At 45.3% G+C, this 26,920-nt stretch carries 42 protein-coding genes; all 42 read left to right on the top strand.

The window, feature by feature from the left end; genetic code table 11:
- The 42 genes from leuB (at position 1) to QMA04_RS17425 (ending at position 26,509) form a co-directional block, all read left to right on the top strand.
- The gene (gene leuB, locus QMA04_RS17220; RefSeq protein ID WP_191716874.1) at positions 1 to 1,101 is read left to right on the top strand and encodes a 3-isopropylmalate dehydrogenase; all 1,101 of its coding nucleotides are present in this window, start codon (positions 1 to 3) and stop codon (positions 1,099 to 1,101) included.
- Between the two features lie 18 nt (positions 1,102 to 1,119).
- Positions 1,120 to 2,538, top strand: a complete 1,419-nt coding sequence (leuC, locus tag QMA04_RS17225) for a 3-isopropylmalate dehydratase large subunit (protein WP_191716875.1) — start codon at positions 1,120 to 1,122, stop codon at positions 2,536 to 2,538.
- Positions 2,539 to 2,563: 25 nt separating this feature from the next.
- A complete protein-coding gene (leuD, locus tag QMA04_RS17230) occupies positions 2,564 to 3,157 on the top strand; it encodes a 3-isopropylmalate dehydratase small subunit (protein ID WP_191716876.1) in 594 nt (197 codons plus the stop codon).
- A 250-nt stretch (positions 3,158 to 3,407) separates the two neighbouring features.
- Complete coding sequence (locus QMA04_RS17235) at positions 3,408 to 4,730, top strand: Na+/H+ antiporter family protein (RefSeq protein WP_290187206.1); 1,323 nt, start codon at positions 3,408 to 3,410, stop codon at positions 4,728 to 4,730.
- A gap of 254 nt (positions 4,731 to 4,984) precedes the next feature.
- Complete coding sequence (gene rpsJ, locus QMA04_RS17240) at positions 4,985 to 5,293, top strand: 30S ribosomal protein S10 (RefSeq protein WP_042478628.1); 309 nt, start codon at positions 4,985 to 4,987, stop codon at positions 5,291 to 5,293.
- Between the two features lie 49 nt (positions 5,294 to 5,342).
- Entirely contained in the window at positions 5,343 to 5,972 is a 630-nt protein-coding gene (gene rplC / locus QMA04_RS17245; RefSeq protein WP_191716878.1) for a 50S ribosomal protein L3, read from the top strand.
- A gap of 29 nt (positions 5,973 to 6,001) precedes the next feature.
- Positions 6,002 to 6,625 carry a 50S ribosomal protein L4 gene (rplD, locus tag QMA04_RS17250; RefSeq protein WP_191716879.1) on the top strand — a complete coding sequence of 208 codons (624 nt, stop codon included), beginning with the start codon at positions 6,002 to 6,004 and terminating at the stop codon, positions 6,623 to 6,625.
- Positions 6,625 to 6,909 (top strand): 50S ribosomal protein L23, encoded by a 285-nt coding sequence (gene rplW / locus QMA04_RS17255; protein WP_006828930.1) that lies wholly within the window; start codon positions 6,625 to 6,627, stop codon positions 6,907 to 6,909. The genes rplD and rplW overlap by 1 nt, the downstream gene beginning before the upstream one ends.
- A gap of 45 nt (positions 6,910 to 6,954) precedes the next feature.
- Entirely contained in the window at positions 6,955 to 7,785 is an 831-nt protein-coding gene (gene rplB, locus QMA04_RS17260) for a 50S ribosomal protein L2 (protein ID WP_191716880.1), read from the top strand.
- Between the two features lie 60 nt (positions 7,786 to 7,845).
- Positions 7,846 to 8,124, top strand: a complete 279-nt coding sequence (gene rpsS / locus QMA04_RS17265) for a 30S ribosomal protein S19 (RefSeq protein ID WP_068871362.1) — start codon at positions 7,846 to 7,848, stop codon at positions 8,122 to 8,124.
- A gap of 19 nt (positions 8,125 to 8,143) precedes the next feature.
- On the top strand, positions 8,144 to 8,485 hold the full coding sequence (gene rplV / locus QMA04_RS17270; protein WP_008432509.1) for a 50S ribosomal protein L22: 342 nt from the start codon (positions 8,144 to 8,146) through the stop codon (positions 8,483 to 8,485).
- A gap of 3 nt (positions 8,486 to 8,488) precedes the next feature.
- Positions 8,489 to 9,145 (top strand): 30S ribosomal protein S3, encoded by a 657-nt coding sequence (gene rpsC, locus QMA04_RS17275; protein WP_006828934.1) that lies wholly within the window; start codon positions 8,489 to 8,491, stop codon positions 9,143 to 9,145.
- Position 9,146: 1 nt separating this feature from the next.
- Positions 9,147 to 9,581, top strand: coding sequence for a 50S ribosomal protein L16 (gene rplP, locus QMA04_RS17280; RefSeq protein ID WP_038701916.1), 435 nt, complete (start codon positions 9,147 to 9,149; stop codon positions 9,579 to 9,581).
- Positions 9,571 to 9,771: a 50S ribosomal protein L29 gene (gene rpmC / locus QMA04_RS17285; protein WP_006828936.1), complete on the top strand. Its 201-nt coding sequence runs from the start codon at positions 9,571 to 9,573 to the stop codon at positions 9,769 to 9,771. The genes rplP and rpmC overlap by 11 nt, the downstream gene beginning before the upstream one ends.
- A gap of 24 nt (positions 9,772 to 9,795) precedes the next feature.
- A complete protein-coding gene (gene rpsQ / locus QMA04_RS17290) occupies positions 9,796 to 10,059 on the top strand; it encodes a 30S ribosomal protein S17 (RefSeq protein ID WP_008432511.1) in 264 nt (87 codons plus the stop codon).
- Positions 10,060 to 10,106: 47 nt separating this feature from the next.
- Positions 10,107 to 10,475, top strand: a complete 369-nt coding sequence (gene rplN, locus QMA04_RS17295; RefSeq protein ID WP_006828938.1) for a 50S ribosomal protein L14 — start codon at positions 10,107 to 10,109, stop codon at positions 10,473 to 10,475.
- Between the two features lie 35 nt (positions 10,476 to 10,510).
- On the top strand, positions 10,511 to 10,822 hold the full coding sequence (gene rplX / locus QMA04_RS17300) for a 50S ribosomal protein L24 (RefSeq protein WP_058386721.1): 312 nt from the start codon (positions 10,511 to 10,513) through the stop codon (positions 10,820 to 10,822).
- 27 nt (positions 10,823 to 10,849) lie between these two features.
- Positions 10,850 to 11,389, top strand: a complete 540-nt coding sequence (gene rplE / locus QMA04_RS17305; protein WP_191716881.1) for a 50S ribosomal protein L5 — start codon at positions 10,850 to 10,852, stop codon at positions 11,387 to 11,389.
- A 19-nt stretch (positions 11,390 to 11,408) separates the two neighbouring features.
- Positions 11,409 to 11,594: a 30S ribosomal protein S14 gene (rpsN, locus tag QMA04_RS17310; protein ID WP_006828941.1), complete on the top strand. Its 186-nt coding sequence runs from the start codon at positions 11,409 to 11,411 to the stop codon at positions 11,592 to 11,594.
- 29 nt (positions 11,595 to 11,623) lie between these two features.
- On the top strand, positions 11,624 to 12,022 hold the full coding sequence (rpsH, locus tag QMA04_RS17315; protein ID WP_006828942.1) for a 30S ribosomal protein S8: 399 nt from the start codon (positions 11,624 to 11,626) through the stop codon (positions 12,020 to 12,022).
- Positions 12,023 to 12,052: 30 nt separating this feature from the next.
- On the top strand, positions 12,053 to 12,592 hold the full coding sequence (gene rplF / locus QMA04_RS17320; protein ID WP_191716882.1) for a 50S ribosomal protein L6: 540 nt from the start codon (positions 12,053 to 12,055) through the stop codon (positions 12,590 to 12,592).
- Between the two features lie 33 nt (positions 12,593 to 12,625).
- A complete protein-coding gene (gene rplR / locus QMA04_RS17325; RefSeq protein WP_191716883.1) occupies positions 12,626 to 12,988 on the top strand; it encodes a 50S ribosomal protein L18 in 363 nt (120 codons plus the stop codon).
- 20 nt (positions 12,989 to 13,008) lie between these two features.
- Positions 13,009 to 13,509, top strand: a complete 501-nt coding sequence (rpsE, locus tag QMA04_RS17330; protein WP_191716884.1) for a 30S ribosomal protein S5 — start codon at positions 13,009 to 13,011, stop codon at positions 13,507 to 13,509.
- Positions 13,510 to 13,523: 14 nt separating this feature from the next.
- Positions 13,524 to 13,706 (top strand): 50S ribosomal protein L30, encoded by a 183-nt coding sequence (gene rpmD, locus QMA04_RS17335; RefSeq protein ID WP_038701926.1) that lies wholly within the window; start codon positions 13,524 to 13,526, stop codon positions 13,704 to 13,706.
- Positions 13,707 to 13,739: 33 nt separating this feature from the next.
- Entirely contained in the window at positions 13,740 to 14,180 is a 441-nt protein-coding gene (rplO, locus tag QMA04_RS17340; RefSeq protein ID WP_038701928.1) for a 50S ribosomal protein L15, read from the top strand.
- A complete protein-coding gene (gene secY, locus QMA04_RS17345; protein ID WP_191716885.1) occupies positions 14,180 to 15,475 on the top strand; it encodes a preprotein translocase subunit SecY in 1,296 nt (431 codons plus the stop codon). The genes rplO and secY overlap by 1 nt, the downstream gene beginning before the upstream one ends.
- Before the next feature lie 61 nt (positions 15,476 to 15,536).
- Positions 15,537 to 16,190, top strand: a complete 654-nt coding sequence (locus QMA04_RS17350) for an adenylate kinase (RefSeq protein ID WP_191716886.1) — start codon at positions 15,537 to 15,539, stop codon at positions 16,188 to 16,190.
- Positions 16,191 to 16,589: 399 nt separating this feature from the next.
- Positions 16,590 to 16,808 carry a translation initiation factor IF-1 gene (gene infA / locus QMA04_RS17355; RefSeq protein ID WP_006828950.1) on the top strand — a complete coding sequence of 73 codons (219 nt, stop codon included), beginning with the start codon at positions 16,590 to 16,592 and terminating at the stop codon, positions 16,806 to 16,808.
- A gap of 37 nt (positions 16,809 to 16,845) precedes the next feature.
- Entirely contained in the window at positions 16,846 to 16,959 is a 114-nt protein-coding gene (gene rpmJ / locus QMA04_RS17360) for a 50S ribosomal protein L36 (protein ID WP_006828951.1), read from the top strand.
- A 23-nt stretch (positions 16,960 to 16,982) separates the two neighbouring features.
- A complete protein-coding gene (rpsM, locus tag QMA04_RS17365) occupies positions 16,983 to 17,348 on the top strand; it encodes a 30S ribosomal protein S13 (RefSeq protein WP_006828952.1) in 366 nt (121 codons plus the stop codon).
- Between the two features lie 25 nt (positions 17,349 to 17,373).
- Positions 17,374 to 17,763 carry a 30S ribosomal protein S11 gene (gene rpsK / locus QMA04_RS17370; protein WP_006828953.1) on the top strand — a complete coding sequence of 130 codons (390 nt, stop codon included), beginning with the start codon at positions 17,374 to 17,376 and terminating at the stop codon, positions 17,761 to 17,763.
- 130 nt (positions 17,764 to 17,893) lie between these two features.
- On the top strand, positions 17,894 to 18,838 hold the full coding sequence (locus QMA04_RS17375; RefSeq protein ID WP_191716887.1) for a DNA-directed RNA polymerase subunit alpha: 945 nt from the start codon (positions 17,894 to 17,896) through the stop codon (positions 18,836 to 18,838).
- Positions 18,839 to 18,884: 46 nt separating this feature from the next.
- Positions 18,885 to 19,259, top strand: coding sequence for a 50S ribosomal protein L17 (gene rplQ / locus QMA04_RS17380; protein ID WP_191716888.1), 375 nt, complete (start codon positions 18,885 to 18,887; stop codon positions 19,257 to 19,259).
- Between the two features lie 284 nt (positions 19,260 to 19,543).
- Positions 19,544 to 20,392, top strand: coding sequence for an energy-coupling factor ABC transporter ATP-binding protein (locus QMA04_RS17385; RefSeq protein WP_191716889.1), 849 nt, complete (start codon positions 19,544 to 19,546; stop codon positions 20,390 to 20,392).
- The gene (locus QMA04_RS17390) at positions 20,368 to 21,240 is read left to right on the top strand and encodes an energy-coupling factor ABC transporter ATP-binding protein (protein ID WP_290187207.1); all 873 of its coding nucleotides are present in this window, start codon (positions 20,368 to 20,370) and stop codon (positions 21,238 to 21,240) included. The genes QMA04_RS17385 and QMA04_RS17390 overlap by 25 nt, the downstream gene beginning before the upstream one ends.
- Positions 21,237 to 22,034 carry an energy-coupling factor transporter transmembrane component T family protein gene (locus QMA04_RS17395; protein ID WP_191716891.1) on the top strand — a complete coding sequence of 266 codons (798 nt, stop codon included), beginning with the start codon at positions 21,237 to 21,239 and terminating at the stop codon, positions 22,032 to 22,034. Before QMA04_RS17390 ends, QMA04_RS17395 begins: the two co-directional genes overlap by 4 nt.
- 11 nt (positions 22,035 to 22,045) lie before the next feature.
- Entirely contained in the window at positions 22,046 to 22,789 is a 744-nt protein-coding gene (gene truA / locus QMA04_RS17400; protein ID WP_290187208.1) for a tRNA pseudouridine(38-40) synthase TruA, read from the top strand.
- A 195-nt stretch (positions 22,790 to 22,984) separates the two neighbouring features.
- Positions 22,985 to 23,422 carry a 50S ribosomal protein L13 gene (gene rplM, locus QMA04_RS17405; protein ID WP_191716893.1) on the top strand — a complete coding sequence of 146 codons (438 nt, stop codon included), beginning with the start codon at positions 22,985 to 22,987 and terminating at the stop codon, positions 23,420 to 23,422.
- 30 nt (positions 23,423 to 23,452) lie between these two features.
- Positions 23,453 to 23,845, top strand: a complete 393-nt coding sequence (gene rpsI / locus QMA04_RS17410; RefSeq protein ID WP_058386707.1) for a 30S ribosomal protein S9 — start codon at positions 23,453 to 23,455, stop codon at positions 23,843 to 23,845.
- Positions 23,846 to 23,957: 112 nt separating this feature from the next.
- Positions 23,958 to 24,392 carry a VOC family protein gene (locus tag QMA04_RS17415; RefSeq protein WP_191716894.1) on the top strand — a complete coding sequence of 145 codons (435 nt, stop codon included), beginning with the start codon at positions 23,958 to 23,960 and terminating at the stop codon, positions 24,390 to 24,392.
- A gap of 176 nt (positions 24,393 to 24,568) precedes the next feature.
- Positions 24,569 to 25,633 (top strand): Mrp/NBP35 family ATP-binding protein, encoded by a 1,065-nt coding sequence (locus QMA04_RS17420; protein ID WP_191716895.1) that lies wholly within the window; start codon positions 24,569 to 24,571, stop codon positions 25,631 to 25,633.
- Positions 25,634 to 25,825: 192 nt separating this feature from the next.
- Entirely contained in the window at positions 25,826 to 26,509 is a 684-nt protein-coding gene (locus QMA04_RS17425) for a KinB-signaling pathway activation protein (RefSeq protein ID WP_191716896.1), read from the top strand.
- Positions 26,510 to 26,920 lie beyond the last annotated feature (411 nt).

The raw sequence follows: 26,920 nt of genomic DNA on the forward strand, positions 1-26,920 counted from the left end.
ATGAAAAAAACAATAGCGGTATTGCCAGGAGACGGAATTGGACCAGAAGTAACAGATGCGGCGGTAAAAGTGCTGCAATCCATTGCAATGCGTTATGGACATACTTTTCATTTAAAGCACGCGGCAATCGGAGGTACAGCAGTTGATCAATTCGACAACCCGCTGCCTCAGCAAACCATTGATGTTTGTGAAGAAAGTGACGCGATTCTCCTCGGTGCAGTCGGAGGAACGAAATGGGACAGCAATCCTGCTCACCTTCGTCCTGAAAAAGGGCTTTTGAACATCCGTAAGCACTTCGATTTGTTCGCCAATATCCGTCCGGTTAAAGCAGTGCCGGCTTTACTTGCTTCTTCGCCATTAAAAGAAGAGGTGGCAAAAGAAGTGGATATGGTCATTGTCCGTGAATTGACGAGCGGTTTGTATTTTGGAGAACCGAAACGCCGTTCAGAAAAATCAGCGGTGGACACATTGGTTTATACGAGAGAAGAAATCGAACGCATCGTCAACCAGGCGTTTGAAATTGCCCGCACACGCAGAGGCAAAGTGACTTCAGTCGATAAAGCCAACGTACTGGAAACCAGCAAACTATGGCGCGAAGTTGTGGAAGAACGCAGAAAAGCCTATCCCGATATCGAAGTGGAACATATGCTGGTTGATTCAGCAGCGATGAAATTGATTACCGATCCACGTACTTTCGATGTCGTAGTGACTGAGAATATGTTCGGTGATATCTTGAGCGACGAAGCTTCGGTCATCACAGGTTCACTTGGCATGCTGCCGTCTGCGAGCATCCGTTCAGACGGTTTTGGCCTTTACGAACCCGTACATGGTTCAGCACCGGATATCGCAGGACAAAACAAAGCGAATCCGGCAGCGGCCATCTTGTCTGCAGCAATGATGCTGAAGCATTCATTCGGCCTTCATACAGAAGCGGCTGCTATCGAAAAAGCGGTCATGGATGTCTTGGAAGACGGATATTGCACAGGTGATTTGGCAGGCGACGGGAAACGCACCGTTTCGACCGATCGCTTCGTCACCAAAGTAGTGGAAGAACTGGAAAGAGAATTTGTATCAGAACACATCATGTACTCTTATGTGTAAGTGGAAGGAGCGGTTCGCATGGCAAAAACAATCATAGAGAAAATTTGGGAACAGCATATCGTCTTCGAAGAGCAAGGAAAGCCGGACCTGCTATATATCGATCTTCATTTATTGCATGAGGTGACATCTCCGCAAGCGTTTGAAGGGCTTCGGTTGAACGGACGCAAAGTCCGCCGGCCGGATCTTTGCTTCGCAACGATGGACCATAATGTTCCGACCCGTAACCGGGAAACGATCACCGATCCCATTTCACGGAAACAGATCAAAACCTTGCAGGACAATTGTGATGAGTTCGGCGTTCCGCTTGCGGGCATCAACCATCCGGATCAGGGAATTGTCCATGTGATCGGACCGGAGCTGGGCTTGACGCAGCCAGGAAAGACCATTGTCTGCGGCGACAGCCATACTTCGACACACGGAGCCTTTGGCGCTCTGGCATTCGGTATCGGCACCAGCGAAGTGGAGCATGTACTTTCTACTCAGACGCTATGGCAATCAAAACCAAAAACCATGGAAGTGCGGATCGATGGCAAGCTCGGGTTTGGCGTTTCTTCAAAAGACGTCATTCTGGCCATCATTTCTAAATTCGGCATCGATATGGGAACCGGCCATATTATGGAGTACACAGGAGAGGCTATTCGGGGCCTATCCATGGAAGAGCGGATGACCATCTGCAATATGTCGATTGAAGCTGGGGCACGCGCCGGGTTGATCAGTCCGGATGAGACAACAGTAGAGTACTTGAGAGGGCGCAGACATGTGCCTGAAGGCGAAGCGTTTGAAAAAGAAGCTGCCCGTTGGCTGGCTCTTGCAACAGACGAAGGCGCACAGTACGATACGTCTGTCACAATCCATGCAGATGAGATTTCTCCATTCGTTACATGGGGAACCAACCCTTCGATGGGTTCAGGCATTGCCGAACGAGTTCCATCCGCTGCAGATTACGATAAGCAGTCGGATAAAGATGCGTTAAAGCAAGCTTTGGCTTATATGCACCTGGAAGAAGGGACGCCCCTTTCTTCAATCGATATTCAGCATGTTTTCATCGGCTCCTGCACGAACGCCCGTCTTGGTGATTTGCGCGCTGCCAGTGAAATCATTAAAGGCAAGAAAGTGCATCCATCCGTAACGGCAATTGTCGTACCTGGGTCTGAAACGGTCAAACGTGCAGCAGAACAGGAAGGCTTGGATCGAGTATTTCTTGAAGCTGGCTTTGAATGGCGTGAAACGGGATGCAGTATGTGCCTGGCGATGAATGAAGATTCGGTTCCTGCGGGTGAACGTTGTGCGTCTACATCCAACCGGAATTTTGAAGGACGCCAAGGAGCGGGATCGATGACGCATCTGGTGAGCCCTGTGATGGCGGCAGCGGCTGCCATTGAAGGCCACTTGACAGATGTCCGCAATTACATGGAAGAGCCCGTACCATCAGCATGACAGGCATAAATGAGGAGGCCCATCGATGAAACCGATCAATAAAATCTCAAGCGTCTTGACGCCGCTTGAACGCAAAAACGTAGATACTGACCAAATCATTTCGAAAGAGTTTCTAAAGCGTATTGAACGAACAGGATTCGGCAAATATCTCTTTTATCATTGGCGCTTCCATGCCGATGGTACACCCATAGAAGAGTTTGTGCTGAATGACCCACGATTCAACGACTCCGAAATTCTGGTCGCACAAGAAAATTTCGGCTGCGGTTCTTCTCGTGAACATGCTCCCTGGGCGATTTTGGATTACGGATTCCGCGTAGTCATCGCTCCCAGCTATGCAGACATCTTCTATAATAACTGCGTGAAAAACGGCATCCTTCCGATCCGTTTGAAAGATCAGGAAGTGAACGATCTGATTGATAAAGGGCAGCGCCAGGAATTCAAGTTGGAAATCAATTTGGAAGACCAGACTGTCACTGGCCAGGATGGTACGCGTTATGAATTTGATATCGATCCATACTGGAAGGAAATGCTGTTGAAGGGCTGGGATGAAATCGCGTTGACTTTCCAATACGACTCCTATATTGCAGCTTATGAAGAAAAGCAGCGGCAGGCTAACTAAAGAACAAGCATCCAGACGGCTGCTGTTCGAATAACTTGTCTCATCAATAAACCCTTTGCCTAATGAACTGCCCCTCCATTGTTAGTTATGCCTAATGATGGAGGGGCAGTTCATCTAACCGTAAAGGGTTTTTATTTTTGGACTTTTTTGTATTTCAATAATCCGGCTATAGGATATTGACAAGCTATTCGGGTTTTGGTAATTTAAAGTGTGTACTTTAACGCTTTAGCAAACTAAAGGAGAGTTACTTATGAATGCAGTTGTCATCGCTGTCTTAGTCATGCTCGTATTGAGCTTGTTGCGTGTGAACGTCGTCTTTGCTTTATTGATTGGGGCGCTTGCAGGCGGATTGAGCGGCGGATTATCATTTATGGATACATTAACATCATTTACAGATGGATTGGGAGCAGGGGCGACTATAGCACTCAGCTATGCGATGCTTGGTGGATTCGCCGTAGCAATTTCACGGACCGGCATACCGGAGCTGCTGGTGTCCGGCGTCTTGAAATTGGTCAATAAAGACGGTGAAGCGACACGGGCGAATTTAGCGAAAGCTCTTATCATTCTGGCGCTGCTGGCAATGGCCATCTTTTCGCAAAACCTGATTCCGATTCACATCGCTTTTATTCCGTTACTGGTTCCGCCGATTTTGCACATCTTGAATGAGTTGCGGATCGACCGCCGCTTGATCGCGGCTGTCTTGACGTTCGGTCTGACAGCTCCTTATATTTTATTGCCTTATGGCTTTGGGCTGATTTTTCATAAGATTGTTTTTACGCAGATGGAACTTGCAGGTTTGGCGATTGATATGGCCGATATTCCAAAAGCCATGGCCATTCCAGTCGCAGGTCTATTGGTCGGATTAATCATTGCAGTGTTCATCTCTTACCGCAAACCACGTGATTATCATAAAGCCTCTACTTCTATAGAAGAAACTCTGAAAAAGACAGCTTCCACAAAAGATGTCATCGTGACGATCGCAGCATTAGTTGCGGCTTTGATTGCTCAGATCCAGACGGATTCGATGATCATCGGTGCACTTGCCGGAATTCTTGTGCTGTATGTCTTCGGTGCCATGAAATGGCGTGAAGCGGACGATGTGCTTACAGAAGGCATGCGCATGATGGCTTTTATCGGTTTTGTTATGATTAGTGCAAATGGATTTGCCTCGGTCATCCAGGCAACAGGAGCCGTTGCCCCATTGGTTGCCAGCGTATCTGAACTGTTTGCCGGCAACAAGGGTGTTGCGGCGCTGGCAATGCTGATCGTTGGCCTGTTCGTGACGATGGGCATCGGCTCATCGTTTGCAACGATCCCGATTATTGCTGCCATCTTTGTACCTTTGAGCCTGGAGTTCGAATTCTCCACAATGGCGATCATTGCACTGATTGGTACAGCAGGGGCGCTAGGAGATGCTGGGTCACCAGCTTCTGACTCAACTTTGGGCCCGACAGCCGGATTGAACGTCGACGGACAGCACAACCATATCTGGGATACATGCGTGCCGACCTTCCTCCACTACAATATACCGCTGGTGATTTTCGGTTGGATTGCTGTCATGGTGCTGGGTTAAGCTCGAAATGTTCGGACTATTATCGTCATGCTTGAAGTTCTAAAATATCCTGTTATAATAAAAAAAGCGAATAAGAAAGAATTTCGTGGAAACACTTGCGGAATTCTTTTTTCTTTTGTATAATGGTTAATGTTGGTCTTTGACTGCGATGAAGCGAGAGGTTACCGATACACCCGGCCGCTTTGCCATGGCGAGTGATTGGAAAATTTTCGTGGAGAATGTCTATCAAAAATAGGCGAAAAGGAGGGAAAATAATGGCAAAACAAAAAATTCGTATCCGTTTAAAAGCATATGATCATAGAATTCTAGATCAGTCTGCTGAGAAAATTGTAGAAACCGCTAAACGTTCAGGTGCAAGTGTATCGGGTCCGATACCGTTGCCGACTGAAAGATCGGTCTACACAATCTTGCGTGCTGTCCATAAGTACAAAGATTCTCGTGAGCAATTTGAAATGCGCACACACAAACGTCTAATCGATATCGTTAACCCGACACCACAAACTGTCGATGCGTTGATGAAACTTGATTTACCGTCAGGCGTTGACATTGAAATTAAACTTTAATCGGTAAACGAAAATAGAAAACATAAATAATCACAGGAGGTGTGACAACATGACCAAAGGAATCTTAGGTAGAAAAATCGGTATGACGCAAGTTTTTGCTGAGAACGGTGATTTAATCCCTGTAACTGTTATTGAAGCTGCTCCAAACGTAGTACTTCAAAAGAAAACAGTTGAGGTTGACGGCTACGAAGCAATCCAATTAGGTTTTGAAGACAAGCGCGAAAAGCTTTCCAACAAACCTTCTAAAGGACACGTAGCAAAAGCGAACACTGCTCCTAAGCGCTTCATTCGCGAACTTCGCAATGTAAACTTAGCTGATTACGAGATTGGTCAAGAAGTCAAAGTAGATGTATTCGCAGAAGGCGATGTAGTAGATGTCACAGGAACAACAAAAGGTAAAGGTTTCCAAGGTGTTATTAAACGCCACGGACAATCTCGCGGACCAATGACACACGGTTCACGTTACCACCGTCGTCCTGGTTCAATGGGTCCGGTTGCTCCTAACCGCGTATTCAAACAGAAGAAATTACCTGGTCAAATGGGTGGCACGACAATTACGATTCAAAACCTTTCAATCGTGAAAGTTGATCTTGAACGTAACCTGCTTCTTGTTAAAGGTAATGTTCCTGGTTCTCGCAAAGCATTGATCCGTGTTAAATCGGCAATTAAAGCGAAATAATAATTTTTTAGAGAAAGGAGGAAACAAGAATGCCTAAAGTAGCTTTATTAAATCAAACAGGTTCACAAGTTGGCGACATCGAATTGAACGACTATGTATTCGGTATCGAACCAAATGAATCAGTGTTATTTGACGCAGTAGTGTCTCAACGCGCTTCACTTCGTCAAGGTAACCATAAAGTAAAAAATCGTTCTGAAGTAGCTGGTGGTGGTAAAAAACCATGGCGTCAAAAAGGAACTGGCCGTGCTCGTCAAGGGTCGATCCGTTCACCACAATGGCGCGGAGGCGGTATCGTATTCGGTCCAACTCCACGTAGCTATAGCTACAAACTTCCTAAGAAAGTCCGTCGTTTGGCTCTACGCTCTGCGCTTTCATCTACAGTAGCTGGAGAAAACCTGATGGTACTTGAAGGGTTGACATTTGATGCACCAAAAACAAAAGCATTCAACCAGTTGATCCAAGATCTTTCAATTGGCAAAAAAGCTTTGTTCGTAACTGCTGACCTTGATGAGAACGTTGCAAAATCTGCACGTAACCTTAAAGGAATGACAGTGGTAGCAGCAGATGGCATTAACGTCTTAGACTTGCTTGGACATGACAAGATTGTTATGACAAAAGCAGCGATTGAAAAAATTGAGGAGGTGCTTAGTTAATGGAAGCACGTGATGTAATAAAGCGTCCGGTCATTACTGAGCAATCATCTGAAGTAATGGCAGAGAAAAAGTACACTTTTGAAGTGGACACTCGCGCAAACAAAACACAAGTTAAACAAGCCGTGCAGGAGATCTTTGGCGTGAAAGTTGAGAAAGTCAACATCATGAACTACAAAGGCAAATTCAAGCGTATGGGCAAACACGCAGGATACACAAACAAACGCCGTAAAGCGATTGTTAAATTGACTGCTGAATCTAAAGATATCGAGTTGTTCGAAATTTAATTTCGATAAGTTCTTAAAGAACTACTAAAGAAGGAGGGAAACAACGTGGGCATAAGAAAATATAAACCTACCACTAACGGTCGTCGTAACATGACAACTTCAGATTTCGCTGAAATCACTACGAACAAACCTGAAAAATCGCTTTTACGACCTGTAAAGCGTAAAGGCGGCCGTAACAACCAAGGTAAAATTACTGTACGCCACCACGGTGGTGGACATAAACGCCAATACCGTGTGATTGATTTCAAACGTAACAAAGATGGCATTCCAGGACGCGTTGCTACAATCGAGTACGATCCAAACCGTTCTGCAAACATCGCTTTGATTCATTACGCTGATGGTGAGAAACGTTACATCCTAGCTCCTAAAGGAGTCGAAGTTGGAACTCAAATCATGTCAGGTGTTGAAGCAGACATCAAGGCAGGTAACGCTTTGCCGTTGTCAAACATCCCAATGGGTTCTACAATCCATAACATCGAATTGAAGCCAGGCGGCGGCGGACAACTAGTTCGTTCTGCAGGAACTTCAGCTCAAGTATTGGGTAAAGAAGGTAAATACGTAACAGTTCGTTTGCAATCAGGCGAAGTTCGCATGATCCTTGCTACTTGCCGCGCTACTATCGGTGCAGTAGGAAATGAGCAGCACGAATTGATCAACATTGGTAAAGCAGGACGTAACCGCTGGAAAGGCAACCGCCCAACAGTCCGCGGATCTGTAATGAACCCTAACGATCACCCACACGGTGGTGGTGAAGGACGTTCGCCAATCGGACGTAAATCACCTATGTCTCCATGGGGCAAACCTACTCTTGGATACAAGACACGTAAGAAAACGAACAAATCCGATAAATTCATCGTGCGTCGTCGTAAAAAATAATTTGATTCCGCTACGGTTCGCCGAAAGAACCGTGGTGCAATCACGAAGGGAGGATCCCACATGGGCCGCAGCTTGAAAAAAGGACCTTTTGTTGATGATCATCTTATGAAAAAAGTTGAAGCACAAAAGGACTCTGAGAAAAAACAAGTGATCAAAACTTGGTCTCGCCGTTCTACAATTTTCCCGACATTCATCGGACAAACAATCGCAGTATACGATGGTCATAAACACATTCCAGTATATGTGACTGAAGACATGGTGGGCCATAAACTAGGCGAATTCGCTCCAACACGCAAATACGCTAGTCATGGTGCAGACGATAAGAAAACAAGACGTTAATTGAGAGGAGGATTTCCCTATGCAAGCAAAAGCTGTCGCTAGAACAGTACGTATTGCTCCTCGTAAAGTCCGTTTAGTTGTAGATTTAATTCGAGGCAAGCAAATTGGCGAAGCTGTTGCGATTTTGAACCACACTCCGAAAGCAGCATCTGTTGTTGTTGAGAAGTTATTGAAATCTGCAGCTGCTAACGCTGAACACAACTACGAAATGGATCTGAATGACTTGGTCATCAGTGAAGTATTCGTTGACGAAGGACCAACACTTAAACGTTTCCGTCCACGTGCAATGGGACGCGCAAGCGCAATTAATAAACGCACAAGCCACATTACACTAGTGGTATCTGACCAGAAGGAGGGATAATTCGTGGGACAAAAAATACATCCAATTGGGATGCGTATCGGAATCATTCGTGATTGGGAGTCTAAATGGTACGCTGAGAAAGATTATGCGACACTTCTTCACGAAGATATTAAAATCCGTGAATATGTTGAAGCACGTTTGAAAGAAGCTTCAGTTTCTAAAATTGAAATTGAACGCGCTGCAAACCGTGTCAACGTAACTATTCACACTGCGAAACCAGGTATGGTAATCGGTAAAGGTGGATCTGAAGTAGAAGTACTTCGCAAACAGCTTAACTCTATGACTGGCAAGCGTGTACACATCAACATCATTGAAATTAAAAGAGCTGACCTTGATGCAAGATTGGTTGCTGAAAGTGTTGCACGTCAACTGGAAAACCGTGTGTCTTTCCGCCGTGCACAAAAACAAGCGATCCAACGCACTATGCGTTCTGGCGCTAAAGGAATCAAAACTCAAGTATCTGGACGTCTAGGCGGCGCTGACATTGCGCGTGCTGAACACTACAGTGAAGGTACTGTTCCGCTCCATACGCTCCGCGCTGATATTGATTATGCGCATGCTGAAGCAGACACAACTTATGGTAAGCTCGGCGTAAAAGTATGGATCTACCGCGGTGAAGTCCTTCCAACTAAGAAGAAATCTGAGGAAGGAGGCAAATAATATGTTAATGCCTAAACGCGTTAAATATCGTAGAGAGCACCGAGGCAAGATGCGCGGCGAAGCTAAAGGCGGTAAAGAAATCGCATTCGGCGAATTTGGTCTCCAAGCATTAGAATCATCTTGGATCACTAACCGTCAAATCGAAGCTGCACGTATTTCCATGACTCGTTACATGAAACGTGGCGGTAAAGTCTGGATCAAAATTTTCCCGCATAAACCATATACGAAAAAGCCTCTAGAGGTTCGTATGGGATCTGGTAAAGGTTCACCTGAAGGCTGGGTAGCCGTTGTCAAAACTGGTAAAATCATGTTCGAACTTGGTGGAGTATCTGAAGAAGTGGCACGCGAAGCATTGCGCCTTGCATCTCACAAACTTCCAATCAAAACGAAGTTCGTAAAACGCGAAGAAATTGGTGGTGAATCGAATGAAAGCTAATGAAATCCGTGACCTAACCACTGCTGAGATTGAACAAAAAGTGAAATCACTGAAAGAAGAGCTTTTCAACCTTCGCTTCCAATTGGCTACTGGTCAATTAGAAAACACTGCTCGCATCCGCGAAGTACGTAAAGCGATTGCCCGTATGAAAACTGTGATTCACGAAAGAGTACTCAGTGGCAATAACTGATAAATCGAGAGGAGGTTTGCAAGTATGACTGAGCGTAACCAACGCAAAGTATACACAGGCCGTGTTGTGTCTGACAAAATGGACAAAACCGTTACAGTAATGGTTGAAACTCAAAAGAAGCACGCATTCTATGGCAAACGTGTAAAATACTCTAAGAAATATAAAGCTCATGATGAGCTAAACGAAGCGAAAATGGGCGACGTAGTTCGCATCATGGAAACTCGTCCGTTATCAGCTACAAAACGTTTCCGCGTATTGGAAATTGTAGAAAAAGCGGTTATCATCTAATTTAAATAATTTCGGAACCTAAGAAATTCCGGAGGGAGGTTACCTAAGTGATCCAACAGGAAAGTCGTTTAAAAGTTGCAGACAACTCGGGTGCTCGTGAAGTACTAACGATTAAAGTACTTGGTGGTTCTGGTCGCAAGACTGCAAACATCGGAGACGTAATCGTTTGTACCGTGAAAAAAGCAACACCAGGTGGCGTTGTTAAGAAGGGTGAAGTCGTTAAGGCTGTCATCGTTCGCACGAAAAGCGGAGCTCGCCGTAAAGACGGTACTTATATCAAATTTGATGAAAATGCATGTGTCATTATCCGTGACGACAAAGGTCCACGCGGAACTCGTATTTTCGGACCTGTTGCCCGCGAACTTCGCGATAACAGCTTCATGAAAATCGTATCACTTGCTCCTGAAGTTCTTTAATAAATCAATGTGCCATACCAAGGAGGTGCGACAGAATGCATGTTAAAAAAGGCGATACAGTTAAGGTAATCTCAGGCAAAGACAAAGGCAAAACAGGCGTTGTTTTGACTGCTTTACCTAAGAAAGACCGTGTGCTTGTTGAAGGTGTCAACATCATCAAAAAGCATACAAAACCGAACCAGGCAAATCCGCAAGGTGGAATTGTCAGCCAAGAAGCAGCAATTCATGTTTCTAACGTTATGTTACTTGACCCTAAATCCGGCGAGCCGACTCGTGTAGGATACAAGGTTGAAGATGGTAAAAAAGTTCGTGTTGCAAAAAAATCCGGCGAAAAATTAGATAAATAAAATTCCTGAATGAAGGGAGGTACACACATGAACCGCCTAAAAGAAAAATATGTGAATGAAATCACTCCTGCTCTAGTGAGCAAGTTTGAATATAAATCTGTAATGCAGGCACCCCAAGTAAACAAAATTGTTATCAACATGGGTGTAGGCGAAGCTGTTCAAAACACTAAGTCACTTGACTCTGCTGTTGAAGAATTACAAACAATCACTGGTCAAAAACCAGTTATTACTAAAGCTAAAAAATCTATCGCTGGCTTCCGTCTTCGTGAAGGTATGCCAATCGGATGTAAAGTTACACTACGCGGAGAGCGTATGTACGACTTCCTGGATAAATTGATTGCTATCTCACTTCCACGTGTACGTGACTTCCGTGGCGTCTCGAACAAATCGTTCGACGGACGCGGTAACTACACACTTGGCGTAAAAGAACAATTGATCTTCCCTGAAATCGACTACGATAAAGTTAACAAAGTACGCGGTATGGATATCGTAATTGTAACAACTGCGAACTCTGATGAAGAAGCTCGTGAGTTATTAACACAATTCGGAATGCCGTTCCAAAAGTAAACATGAGGGAGGCGTAAACGTGGCTAAAAAATCTATGATCGCAAAACAAAAACGCACGCCAAAGTTTAAAGTACAAGAGTACACACGCTGTGAACGTTGCGGACGTCCGCATTCAGTATTACGCAAATTTAAACTTTGCCGTATTTGTTTCCGTGAACTTGCATATGTGGGACAAATTCCTGGCGTCAAAAAAGCCAGCTGGTAATCCCCTAATTTGGGAAGGAGGTAAAAGTAATGACAATGACAGATCCGATTGCAGATATGCTGACACGCATTCGTAACGCAAACATGGTTCGTCACGAGAAATTAGAGCTTCCGGCTTCTAATGTGAAAAAAGACATCGCTGAAATCCTTAAGCGTGAAGGTTTCGTTCGTGACGTAGAATATGTTGAAGATGATAAACAAGGCATGATCCGGATTTTCCTTAAATACGGAGCTAACAACGAACGCGTTATTACTGGATTGAAACGCATTTCAAAACCAGGACTACGTGTTTACGCTAAAACTAACGAGGTGCCACGTGTACTAAACGGTCTTGGAATCGCTTTAGTCTCAACATCACAAGGTTTGGTAACTGATAAAGAAGCCCGCGCGAAACAAATCGGCGGAGAAATCATAGCATACGTTTGGTAATAAGCAACAAACGAATGGAGGTGCAACAGAATGTCACGTGTAGGTAAAAAACCAATCGAGGTTCCTGCTAACGTTACCGTAACTCTTGGAGACAAGAATGCCGTAACTGTTAAAGGCCCTAAAGGCGAGTTGACTCGCGTATTCAACAAAGATATTACAATCACACAAGAAGATAACGTCCTAACATTGTCACGTCCTTCAGATTCTAAAGATCACCGCACAAACCACGGTACATCCCGTGCTTTGCTTGCAAACATGGTTACTGGAGTTTCAGAAGGATTCCAACGCACACTTGAATTAGTAGGTGTTGGTTACCGTGCTCAATTACAAGGCTCAAAATTGGTTCTTAACGTAGGTTACTCTCATCCGGTTGAATTCACTCCGGAAGACGGCGTAACAGTTGAAGTTCCAGCAAACACAAAAGTCATCGTCAAAGGCATCGATAAAGAACGTGTTGGAGCTCTTGCTTCGAACATCCGCCAAGTACGTCCGCCAGAGCCATATAAAGGCAAAGGTATCCGTTACGAAGGTGAAGTTGTTCGCCGCAAAGAAGGTAAAACAGGTAAATAATGCTGCTTAGGCAGGCTGAAAGGAGTGACCTCAGTGATTACGAAACTCGATAAAAACGCATCTCGTAAAAAACGTCATGCACGCGTACGTTCTAAAATTACAGGCACAGCACAACGCCCACGTTTAAACGTATTCCGTTCGAATAAATACATCTACGCTCAATTGATCGACGATATGAATGGCGTTACACTTGCAAGTGCATCATCTATGGAGAAGGATTTCTCAGTAGAATCTACTGGCAACGTGGAAGCGGCAGCTAAAGTCGGCGAAACAATTGCAAAACGCGCTACTGAAAACGGCTTAAAATCGGTTGTTTTCGACCGCGGTGGTTATTTATATCATGGACGTGTAAAAGCATTAGCAGAAGCTGCCCGTGAAAATGGTTTAGAATTCTAAAAAAAGGAGGGACACATTTCATGAGTCGTATTGATCCAAACAAACTTGAACTTGAAGAACGCGTAGTTACAATCAATCGCGTAGCTAAAGTTGTAAAAGGTGGACGTCGTTTCCGTTTCTCCGCATTAGTTGTTGTAGGCGACAAAAATGGTAATGTTGGTTTTGGTACTGGTAAAGCTCAAGAAGTTCCAGATGCAATCCGCAAAGCTATCGAAGATGCGAAGAAAAACCTTATTGAAGTACCAATGGTTAAGGGTACAACTCCACACTTAGTAATCGGTCGTTTTGGCGCAGGCCAAATTCTTATCAAACCTGCTTCTCCAGGTACCGGTGTAATTGCTGGCGGACCTGTTCGTGCGGTACTTGAATTAGCTGGAGTACAGGATATCTTGTCTAAATCTCTAGGTTCAAGCACACCAATCAACATGGTACGTGCAACTATTAACGGTTTAACTCAATTGAAGAGTGCTGATGAAGTTGCAAAACTTCGCGGCAAATCAGTTGCAGAACTGTTAGGATAAGGAGGGAAAATCACATGGCAACTAAATTGGAAATTACCCTCACAAAAAGCGTGATCGGTTCTAAACCGGCACAACGCAAAACTGTTCAGTCTTTGGGATTGCGCAAAATGCACCAAACTGTTGAGCACCAAGACAATGCAGCCGTTCGCGGTATGCTTGATAAAGTCGCTCACTTAGTAACTATCAAAGAAGTTTAATTACGGATTTCTATAGAAGGAGGTGCCAACCAAATGAAACTTCATGAATTAAAACCAGCAGAAGGTTCACGCAGCTCGAGAAAGCGTATCGGACGCGGTATCGGTTCAGGTACTGGTAAAACAGCAGGTAAAGGTCATAAAGGTCAAAACGCTCGTTCAGGCGGCGGTGTTCGTCCTGGATTTGAAGGTGGACAAAACCCTTTGTTCCGTCGTTTGCCAAAACGTGGATTTACCAACATCAACCGTAAAGACTATGCAGTTGTAAACATCGAAGTGCTTAACCGTTTCGACGAAGGCACAGAAGTAACACCAGCATTGTTGATCGAAACAGGTGTTGTGAGCAATGAACGTTCTGGAATCAAAATTCTGGGCAACGGTAGCTTAGAAAAGAAATTGACAGTAAAAGCTCACAAATTCTCTGGATCAGCTAAAGAAGCGATTGAAGCTGCCGGCGGACAAACCGAGGTGGTTTAATGTTTCAGACAATCTCTAATTTTATGCGCGTGACTGATATTCGAAATAAAATATTCTTTACATTATTGATGCTCATCATTTTCCGTATTGGAACTTTTGTTCCAGTACCGAATGTTGACGCTTCGGTTTTGCAAGCTACTGACCAGATGGGTCTGGTTGGATTCTTAAATACTTTCGGTGGAGGTGCCCTAGCTAACTTTTCGATTTTAGCGATGGGAATTATGCCATACATTACAGCGTCAATCATTGTGCAATTATTGCAGATGGATGTTGTACCGAAATTTGCAGAGTGGGCGAAACAAGGAGAAGTCGGAAGACGGAAACTTGCTCAATTCACTCGCTACTTCACAATTGTTCTTGCCTTTATTCAAGCAATCGGTATGTCTTATGGGTTTAACCAAATGTACGGCGGTTCTTTAATCCAGAACGACACGATTTCAACTTATGTTGTCATCGCCATTGTCTTGACTGCTGGTACGGCGTTCCTATTGTGGCTTGGTGAGCAGATTACGGCAAAAGGTGTGGGGAACGGTATTTCGATTATCATCTTCGCAGGGATTGTCGCTGCAGTACCAGGCGCTATTAACCAATTGTATGCACAGCAGATCCAAGGAGCTGGAGATCAGCTTCCGATCAATATTGCCATCATGGCATTGCTTGCATTAGCTGTTGTTGCCATTACGGTTTTGGTCATTTACGTTCAACAAGCGTTGCGTAAAATACCGATTCAGTATGCGAAGCGAGTTGCTGGCCGTGGTCAGACGACAAGCGGGCAGCAAACGCATTTACCTTTGAAAGTGAACGCGGCCGGAGTTATCCCGGTAATCTTTGCAGTAGCGTTTATCATTACGCCACAAACCATTGCTTCTTTCTTTGGTGCTAACGCGTTTACGGAAGCGGTTCAGAGTACGTTCGATTATACGCGCCCTGTCGGCATGATCATTTATGTCGCTTTGATCGTAGCATTTACGTATTTCTACGCATTTATTCAGGTTAATCCTGAGAACGTGTCAGACAACTTGAAAAAGCAAGGCGCATATATTCCGGGAATCCGTCCGGGTAAAAATACGCAGGATTATTTAACAAGTGTGTTATACCGACTGACATTCGTCGGTGCCATCTTCCTGGCAGTCATCGCTATTCTACCGATTTTCTTCATTAACATTGCGAATTTACCGCAATCGGCGCAAATCGGCGGAACAAGCCTTCTGATTGTTGTAGGGGTAGCACTGGAGACGATGAAACAATTGGAATCTCAACTTGTGAAACGTCATTACAAAGGCTTTATGAAATAATCAATGGATCTAGAGGGACGTGAAAGCGTCTCTTGTCCAATTGTCTGAGGGGGACAAACGTATGAATATCGTATTAATGGGTCTACCGGGTGCCGGAAAAGGTACTCAAGCAGACGAAATTGTTAAGAAGTACGACATCCCTCATATTTCTACAGGTGACATGTTTCGAGCTGCTATAAAAGGCGGAACGGAACTGGGCTTGAAAGCAAAATCATTCATGGATCAAGGTGCTCTAGTGCCTGATGAAGTGACTATCGGCATTGTCCGAGAACGACTTAGCGAAAAGGACTGCGAGGATGGCTTCTTATTGGATGGCTTTCCGCGTACTGTTCCTCAAGCTGAAGCGTTGGAATCTCTTTTGGCCGATCTTGATAAGCGAATCGAGCATGTCGTAAATATTCAAGTCGAACAAGATGAATTAATTGCACGTTTGACAGGCCGATGGATCTGTAAAGTTTGTGGAACTGCTTACCATACTGTGTTCAACCCGCCGGCAACTGCTGGTGTGTGCGACAAAGATGGTGGAGAACTCTACCAGCGTGAAGATGATAAGCCTGAAACCGTCACTAAACGTTTAGAAGTAAATATGCAACAAACGCAGCCGCTTCTTGATTTCTATGAAAGCAAAAACGTGCTGCAGAATATAGATGGACAGCAGGACATCCAAAAAGTATTTGCTGACATTGATGCTCTTCTAAAGGGCGACCGAGGCTAATCCCCGGCGCCGGGCGCAGTTAGTTGCCTCCATGTGGCTTTAAGGAGCACCGGAGATATGAATTTTCGAGAGCTGCAAAAGCAAACAAGGCTCAGAGTATGAACGTTGATGCAAGGTGCGCATTCGTGCAATCGTGCATTGAAACTAGTATAATGGGTTTCGTGGAAGCATCTGTGTAACGGGTTTGGAACTCATCCAAAGCAGTCCGGGCAGTCGAGGATACATGAGACAGACTGGCTTTGCCGGATTACCCCCGGCCCGCTAATCTGCGGGACTCGGAGAATGTCTTTCGAATGTCACTCATGCATTTCTTGTGAATGAATGTACTACTACTATTCAATCAGCAAATACTGTTTGAAGATGAGAACCTGATTTGTATACAGAAGGGAGACTGGGTCGATGGCGAAAGACGATGTAATTGAAATCGAAGGAACTGTCGTTGAGACTTTGCCTAACGCGATGTTTAAAGTGGAATTGGAAAACGGCCATACGATTCTTGCGCACGTATCAGGCAAGATTCGCATGCATTTCATCCGCATTCTGCCAGGAGATAAAGTGACAGTGGAACTTTCTCCTTACGATTTAACACGCGGTCGTATCACATACCGTTTTAAATAATCTTTTGCACTCCGGACTACTAAGGAGGTTGGGTTAGATGAAAGTGAGACCATCTGTAAAACCGATCTGTGAAAAATGTAAAGTTATTCGCAGAAACGGTAAAGTAATGGTAATCTGTGAAAATCCGAAACACAAACAAAGACAAGGCTAATTTGAAGGAGGTGCATCGCACACATGGCACGTATTGCTGGTGTTGACATTCCGCGCGACAAACGCGTTGTTATTTCATTAACATACATTTTCGGTGTTGGTAAAACAACTGCACAGAAAGTTCTTTCTGCTGCTGGTATCTCTGAAGAGACACGCGTTCGTGATCTTACAGAAGACGAGTTGAACAATATCCGTGAACAATTAGATCAATACAAAATCGAAGGTGACCTTCGCCGTGAAGTTTCAATGAACATCAAACGTTTGATGGAAATTGCTAGCTTCCGAGGAATCCGTCATCGTCGTGGACTACCGGTCCGCGGTCAAAATACGAAGAACAATGCGCGTACGCGTAAAGGTCCTCGTAAAACTGTAGCTAACAAGAAAAAATAATCAGTAAAGGAGGTTTCTTCTTAACATGGCACGTAAACAACAAACTCGTAAGCGTCGTGTGAAAAAGAATATCGAATCTGGTATTGCTCACATCCGCTCAACATTCAATAACACAATCGTTACTATCACTGACATGCAGGGTAACGCTGTTTCATGGTCAAGTGCAGGGGCTCTAGGATTTAGAGGTTCACGTAAATCTACTCCTTTCGCTGCTCAAATGGCTGCTGAAACTGCTGCTAAAACATCAATCGAACACGGTCTTAAAACTCTAGAAGTTACAGTTAAAGGTCCTGGTTCAGGTCGTGAAGCTGCAATCCGTGCACTTCAAGCTGCCGGACTAGAAGTTACAGCTATCAAAGATGTAACTCCAGTACCTCACAACGGTTGCCGCCCACCAAAACGCCGTCGCGTATAATCGTTAATCTGAATAGGATTTTTGAACATCACGACTTACTGGATGGGTTCTGAATCGTAGCGAAAGTCTGTGACTATCGAATTCTTTGATGAAACGAAAAAAACCGACGTTTTGAAGGAGGGTAAAATGAATGCTCGAAATAGAAAAACCAAAGATTGAAACGGTTGAGATCGACAGCAGTTCCAAGTTCGGAAAATTTGTTGTTGAACCTCTTGAGCGTGGATATGGAACCACTTTAGGAAACTCCTTACGTCGAATCTTACTTTCATCTTTACCTGGCGCAGCTGTTACTTCAATTCAAATTGATGGCGTTCTGCATGAATTCTCCACTGTTGAAGGTGTAGAAGAAGATGTGGCTACTATCATCTTGAATATTAAGAAGCTGGCTTTGAAGATTTACTCTGACGAAGAAAAAGTCATTGAAATCGACGTAAAAGGTGATGGAACGGTTACGGCTGCAGATATTACGCACGACAGTGACGTAGAAATTCTGAATCCGGATCTATATATTGCAACAATCGCTAAAAATGGCCACTTGCGCATGCGTATGTATGCAAACAGGGGCCGTGGATATGCCCGTGCAGATCAGAACAAACGTGAAGATCTTCCGATCGGCGTTATCCCGGTTGACTCTATTTACACTCCAGTTTCACGCGTTAATTTCCAAGTGGAAAATACTCGTGTGGGTCAACTGGCTCATTTCGATAAATTATCTCTTGATGTATGGACAGATGGCAGCATTGGTCCAAAAGAGGCAATTGCGCTTGGCGCAAAGATTTTTACTGAGCATTTAAACATCTTCGTAGGATTGACAGACGAGGCTCAAACGGCTGAAATCATGGTTGAAAAAGAAGAAGACCAAAAAGAGAAAGTATTAGAGATGACTATCGAAGAACTTGATCTTTCGGTTCGATCTTACAACTGCTTAAAACGTGCGGGTATCAACACGGTACACGAACTGGCAAGCAAGTCGGAAGACGACATGATGAAAGTACGCAACCTCGGACGCAAATCACTTGAAGAAGTTAAAGTGAAGTTGGAAGATTTAGGGCTTGGCCTTCGTAAAGAAGACTGAGAGTTAGAATCGGATCCGAACTATTCAACAAAGGAGGGAAACTTCAATGAGAAAGCTTCAACGTACAAGTTCTCAACGTAAAGCACTATTACGTGACCTTACAACAGACTTAATCGTACATGAACGCATTCAAACGACTGAAGCTCGTGCGAAAGAAGTGCGTTCGACTGTAGAAAAAATGATTACGCTTGGTAAACGTGGAGATCTTCACGCTCGCCGTAAAGCAGCAGAATGGATGCGCCGTGAGTTGGTAACAACTGCAGACGCTGAAGGCAACGAAACAACAACTTATGCATTGCAGAAATTGTTTGATGATGTTGCACCACGTTACGCTGACCGTCAAGGCGGTTACACTCGCATTATGAAAATGGGGCCTCGTCGCGGAGATGGCGCACCTATCGTTATTATCGAATTGGTTTAATCAATCGAAGGGGGTTTCATAGCCCTCTTCTTTTAGCATTATGATTTATACGACAATATGAAAAGCTGAGTGTTATGATGAGCGAGCCGAAAGGCGGCGTCTCGTCTAGCTCTACGCACCTCATTCAACCCTGGCTTAAGCAACCGGGGAAGCCATAGAGACAGAAAAGCGCATTTCTCTGAATGAGGTGCGCGCTTTTTTTATTTATTTACCGTTTTACAAATGCTGTTGAAAACCAGTAGAGTAGAGAAGAGCTAAGCAAGTTTCAGAGGAGGCCAGCTGAGATGAATTCGATTATATTGTCATTCGAAAATGTGACATTTACATATACGCAAGAAGACGCGTCGGTAAAACCGGCCGTGCAGGATTTATCTTTTTCGATACAGGACGGGGAATGGATCGCTTTGGTGGGCCATAACGGTTCCGGGAAATCGACAATCGCCAAATTGATGAACGGTTTATTGTTTCCGCAGACGGGGAAAGTTTCGGCGATGGGGCAATTGATGGCCGAAGAAAGCCTGTGGGATATCCGTTCGCAGATGGGCATGGTTTTTCAAAATCCGGACAATCAGTTTGTTGGCGCCACGGTCCAGGACGATGTGGCATTTGCCTTGGAAAACAATGGCGTGCCGCATGAAGAAATGGTGCTGCGTGTCAAAGAATCGTTGCATCAAGTAAAGATGGAAGCTTATCTTGACCACGAACCCCACCATTTGTCGGGTGGCCAAAAACAGCGGGTGGCAATTGCCGGTGCACTTGCACTGCGCCCGCGTCTGTTGATTTTGGATGAGGCGACATCGATGCTTGATCCTCAGGGGCGGATGGAAGTCATTGAAACCATCCGTGAACTGCGGGAAGCGACGGGCCTTACGGTTATCTCGATTACGCATGACTTGGAAGAGGCGGCACTTGCTGACCGCATCCTCGTCATGAACGCAGGGCAAAAGCAATTGGAAGGCACACCGGATGAAGTATTCCTATCCGGCAATGAACTGACGACGCTGGGCCTGGATTTGCCGTTTTCGATGCGCATGACGCATCTGCTTCAAGAAGCTGGAGTCCAACTTCAAGGAGAACATATGACAGAAGATGAATTGGTGGATGAGTTATGGACATTTTACTCAAGGAAGTAGGATACAGTTATGCAAAAGATACGCCTTTTGAAAAACGGGCGTTGACTAATGTCTCACTGCGTATCCCTTCAGGCTCCTATACAGCCATCATCGGCCATACCGGATCCGGCAAATCGACGGTCCTTCAGCATCTTAATGCTTTGTTGAAGCCGACAGAAGGATCCGTCGTGATCGGCGAGCGGAAAATCGAAGCTGGCGTGAAGGCGAAGAATTTGCGAGATGTGCGCCGGCAGGTCGGGATCGTCTTTCAATTTCCGGAACAGCAATTGTTCGATGAAACGGTGTTGAAAGACATCATGTTCGGGCCGATGAACTATGGCGTACCGGAAGAAGAAGCAAGCCGACGGGCACATGAACTGGTTGAACAGCTTGGCTTGCCTTCAGAAGTATTGGCGAAATCTCCGTTCGATTTGTCGGGCGGGCAAATGCGCCGTGTGGCAATTGCCGGAGTGTTGGCGATGGAACCGGATGTATTGGTGCTTGATGAACCGACGGCTGGACTTGATCCGCGTGGCCGCCGTGAAATCATGGACCTGTTCCATCAGCTGCATATCCAAAAAGGACTGACAACGGTCCTGGTGACCCACAGCATGGAAGATGCGGCGCGCTACGCAGATACTGTAGCCATTATGCATGATGGCCGCTGTGTCGTGACAGGGGATCCTGCAGAGATCTTCTCGAATGAAGAGCAATTGCGGGACTACCGGCTGGAGCCGCCGCGTACCATCCGCCTGCAGAGGAAGTTTGAAGAGAAAGCCGGCATCACATTGGATACCATTTCACTGACGGAAGAAGCGCTGGCGAAAAACATCGCATTGGCTTTATCGGAAGGGCGTGATTCCGAATGATGGAGAAAATGATTTTTGGCCGCTTTATTCCAGGGGACTCAATTATCCACCGGATGGATCCGCGAGCGAAGATTTTATTCGTTTTCGTGTTCATCGCCATCGTCTTTATTGCCAATAGCGCAGTGACGTACGGTATTTTGCTCGGGTTCACGCTGCTGGTGGTGTTCCTGTCCAAAATTCGTCTCTATTTCCTGATCAACGGATTGAAACCGGTCTTTATTTTATTGATTTTTACCTTTTTGCTGCATATTTTCTTTACGCGTGAAGGCGATTTGTTAGTGGATATCGGTTTTATTGAGATTTACGAAGAAGGGCTGCGGCAAGGGATATTCATTTCCATCCGTTTCCTGGTCTTGGTGTTCATTACGAGCATCCTGACCTTGACGACTTCACCAATTTCCATCACCGATGGCATTGAAGTATTGCTTGGCCCATTCAAGCGCGTCAAGTTGCCGGTTCATGAACTGGCATTGATGATGTCCATTTCCCTGCGCTTTATCCCGACTTTGATGGATGAGACGGGCAAGATCCTCAAGGCGCAGATGGCAAGAGGCTCAGACATTGGCTCAGGGCCGGTAAAAGAGCGCATCAAGGCGGTTGTGCCCTTGTTGATTCCGTTGTTCGTCAGTGCCTTTAAACGGGCGGAAGACCTGGCTACGGCGATGGAAGTCCGGGGTTACCGAGGCGGCGAAGGCCGAACGCGCTATCGCCAATTGGATTGGCGCTTTAAAGACAGCCTGAGCTTGCTTGTGCTGGCCGGGCTTGCGGGAATGCTTTGGTATTTCCGGGTATAAGGAGAGAAATTATGAAACGATTAAAAGCGACAATTGCCTATGACGGCTCCGGTTTTGCCGGCTATCAGATCCAGCCGGATTCACGTACGGTCCAGGTGGAATTGATGAAGGTGCTGAAAACCATCCACAAAGGCAAAGTCACCCAAGTGGTGGCGAGCGGACGGACAGATGCCAAAGTCCATGCGACCGGCCAGGTCATTCATTTTGATACGGAATTTTCCATTCCGATGAGCGGCTGGCTGAGGGCGCTGAATGTCCTGTTGCCGGAAGATATCCGGGTCAACTCGATTGAAGAAGTGGATGCATCTTTTCATGCGCGCTACCATACGACTGGCAAGACCTACCGCTACAAATGGGACCGCAGCCAGATCATCAGCCCGTTCACGCGCAACTACATGGTCCATGTCAAGCAGCCGCTTGATGTGGACGCCATGAAGGTCGCTGCACAGGCATTGATCGGCACCCATGATTTTTCAAGCTTTTGTGCAGCAAACACAGCGGTGGTTGATAAAGTCCGGACGATTTGGCGTGTGGAGTTTGAAGAGCATGGCAATGAGCTTCATATGGTGATTGAAGGCTCCGGTTTTTTATACAACATGGTCCGAATCATTGCAGGTACATTAACTGAAGTGGGCATGGGCAGACGGAAGGCCGAAGAACTCAGCGGAATTGTGGCTGCGGCTGACCGGGACGCTGCCGGAAAAACGGCTGCGGCACATGGTCTTTACCTGGAAACCGTGATGTATCAGAGCTGAAACAACTTTTCCTGGTGTTTTTAGAAAAACCCTTGACTTTTTAGCGCTAGCGTTATAACATGATGTATGGTATTTTCATTACCCCCACGATATGCCCCGGAAGGTTATTTGTGTTTAGGGATAACGAAAAAACGGAACAGCGGAACACTGTAAAATGATTTTAAAAACAGACGATTTATTAGGAGGACAATATACATGCGTACAACATTCATGGCTAAAGGTCACGAAGTAGAGCGTAAATGGTTGGTTGTCGATGCAGAAGGGCAAACTCTTGGACGTTTAGCTTCTGAAGTCGCTTCAATCCTACGCGGGAAATACAAACCAACATTCACACCAAACGTTGACACTGGTGATCACGTAATCATCATCAACGCTGAAAAGATTCACCTTACAGGTAAAAAACTTACTGACAAAATCTACTACCGCCACACACAATACACTGGTGGATTGAAACAGCGTACTGCACTTGAAATGCGCACGAAATACCCAACAAGAATGCTTGAATTGGCTATCAAAGGGATGCTTCCAAAGAACTCTCTTGGACGCCAAATGTTCAGAAAGCTACATGTATATGCTGGCCCAGAACATAACCACCAAGCACAAACACCAGAAAACTACCAACTTCGCGGATAATAAATTAGTAAATTAGAGGAGGATACACCTTTGGCACAAGTTCAATATATTGGGACAGGTCGTCGTAAAAACTCAACAGCTCGCGTACGGTTAGTACCGGGTGACGGCACAATTACAATCAACAAACGTGACGTAGCGGACTACGTTCCTTACGAAACATTACAACAAATCATCAAACAGCCACTAGTTGCTACGGATACTCTAGGAAGCTACGACATCCTAGTAAACGTAAATGGCGGTGGATTCACAGGCCAAGCCGGAGCAATCCGTCACGGTATTGCACGTGCTCTACTAACTGTAGACCCTGCATTCCGTCCTGCGTTGAAATCTGCTGGGTTGTTAACACGTGACCCACGTATGAAAGAACGTAAGAAACCAGGTCTTAAATCAGCACGTCGTGCACCTCAGTTCTCAAAACGTTAATTTCGATTTTCGTTTACAAAGCACTTTCCGAAGAAATTCGGAGAGTGCTTTTTTTATGGTCAAATAGAGGTGTAGGCGGGTAGAATAGAAGGAAATAAGGGGGAATGATGAAATGAACCGAATCAATTTGATTTGCCTTGGTGTAAAAGATATGCAGACATCGATTAAGTTTTACAGAGATGGGCTCGGCTTTGAAACGGCAGAAAAAGGAGACAATCCTGGAATTGTCTTTTTCAACTCTTCCGGTTCGAAACTGGAATTGTTTCCATTAGAGGAGTTAGCGAAAGATATCGATGAACAGAACCCGCCGGCAGGCACCGGATTTTCAGGCATCACGCTGGCTTATAATGCAAAGTCCAAAGAAGAAGTGGATAGAGTGATGGACCTGGCGAGACGGGCTGGAGGGAAAGTCGTAAAAGAACCGAAGGATGTTTTCTGGGGAGGGTATTCGGGATATTTCACAGATCCTGACGGCTATTACTGGGAAGTGGCATGGGGACCGGACTTTACGTACGATGACCACGATATGCTGATCATCAATCCGTGATCTAAACCTGTATTCAGCTTGATTAATGAAGGGGAGAAATGCCACTGCGCCACAGCTTTCATCCTCGCGAGAGCGGAGTGGCATACTCATTCCTTCTGATAAGACCGAATACATTAAAAATAGGATTTGCTGTGCTATACTTTATGGTGAGCAAAATTGATAGGGAGTGTATCGATATGGTAACTGAAGTACAAGTACGCGAATTACTCGGAGCATTAGAAGATCCGTTTTTACATAGATCGTTGACTGAAACGAACGGCATCACGTCCGTAACGATCAAAGAAGAGAAAAAACACGTCAGCGTGAAATTGGCAATCGCCAAAACCAACACGCCTGAACAAATGCAGCTGCAGATGAAAGTTGTCGATGTATTAAAAGGAGCGGGAGCCGGTTCTGTCGGTATCCGTTTTGAAGAACTTCCTGCTGAAGCATTGGCTCAGTTCCGTGGAACAGCAAGTGAATCTGAAGCACAGGATCTATTGTCTCCACTGAACAAAGTGGAATTCATTTCAATCGCCAGCGGTAAAGGCGGCGTCGGTAAATCGACAGTATCGGTTAACTTGGCGATTGCATTAGCGCGTCTTGGCAAAAAAGTGGGCTTGATCGATGCAGATATCTACGGATTCAGTGTACCGGATATGATGGGGATCGATAAATCGCCAGTCGTGCGCGGCGAAACGATTATTCCAGTTGAACGCTTCGGAGTGAAAGTCATCTCCATGGGCTTTTTCGTAGAAGACAATATGCCAGTTGTTTGGCGTGGCCCGATGCTCGGGAAAGTGCTTGACCAATTCTTCCGTGATGTAGAATGGGGCGATTTGGATTACCTTCTATTGGATCTTCCGCCTGGCACAGGGGACGTCGCACTCGATATCCACCAGATGCTTCCGGCTTCCAAGGAAATCGTCATTACGACACCTCACCCGACTGCAGCCTTCGTTGCAGCGCGTGCCGGAGCAATGGCGCTTCAAACTGACCACGAAGTACTGGGTGTCATCGAAAACATGTCCTGGTTCGAAAGCAAAGAAACCGGTAAGAGAGAATACTTATTCGGACAAGGCGGCGGACCAAAGCTTGCTGAAGAATTGCAGGCACCGTTGCTTGGGCAGATTCCAATGGGTCAGCCTGACTGGAATGAAGAAGACTTCGCTCCGTCGGTTTACTTGGCAGACCACCCAACAGGGAAAATCTATGAAGATATCGCGAACCAAGTGCTTAAGCAATTCGCTGATAAAAAATAATGCTTGGACAGTCCGGGGGCTTTCGGTAGCTCTCGGGCTTTTATTTTGCCGATTCGGCCATAGGATATGGCAATTCAGTAACAAAGAACCGACTTTCAAGCTTTGTTCACAATCTAAGCTGTGTGGCGAATGGATTTTTTTATAGCCGGTTGGTACAATCTTAAAAGAACTTTAAATAACGGAGGCATTCAATTGACAATACGAAATTGGGTTAAGTTTTTTTTGAAAGCACTTTTGCTTGGTGGAGCGGTAACCGGATTGCTCGGTTTGTTCGTCCGCTGGGATGATGTATTTTCACAACCATTCAACGCCGGCCAATGGGGCGAATTTTTAGCTGGCTTTGTCTGGCTGGTTATTATTGGTCTGACGATGAGCATCATCAGCCAATTGTGTTTCTTTGCATATTTGACGGTACACCAGATAGGGATGAATATTTTCCGGACATTGCGCCTGTGGAATTGGGTTCAATTGTTGATCATCGCAGTAGTCATTACCGATTTGATTTTATTCCGCTTTGCGCCAAACGCAGAAACGACTGGCCAGGTTTGGCTGTATGGAAGCTTATTGGCCATCTTGATCTTTACAGCGGTGGTAACAGCTTACTTCAAAGCCAAATGGACGAATAAAGAAACGTTTATTTCTGCCTTGTTCTTCATGATCGTCATTACAACGGTCGAATGGCTTCCGGCATTGATGGTGGAAGAAGGAAATATCGACAGTTGGGTTACTTTATTGTTGTTCCCGTTCCTGGCAGTAAATGCTTATCAGCTCCTGGTATTGCCGAAATACAATGCGCAATCGGATGTTGACCGACAGAAACTGGAAGAGCGGCGTGCCGCAAGAAAAGCGCAAGCGCAGACAGCTTCCAAAAAATAAAATCATTCGTCCACTGATTTTCTTATGGTGGATGAATGATTTTTCTCTTCTTTTGAAAAGGCCTGAATTTCATCAAAAACCAATCGGCTCTAAGGGTGAGGGGTTATTAGGGTGATTGTTCTCTAAAGGAATACAGAAGGAAAAAACAGCTTTCGTAAAAAACTTTGCTGAAAGTGTTGACAGGATTCTAAACATGCTTTAATATAATAAAAGTCGCCAAGCAACAACGAACAACATAAACGAAACGGCGGCAAACAACTTGAACCTTGAAAACTGAACAGCAAAACGTCAACAAAAGACGTCACGAGCGCCTTGGCGCGAGAACGGCTTTTGCGATGGTCGCCTTCGGGCGATCGGAGCACAGCCTTTGAACTTCTTGGGTTCGTGACTTAAACTACTGATCAGCTCACG

The sequence above is a fragment of the Planococcus sp. APC 3900 genome, assembly GCF_030407735.1.
Taxonomy (GTDB): Bacteria; Bacillota; Bacilli; order Bacillales_A; family Planococcaceae; genus Planococcus; species Planococcus notacanthi.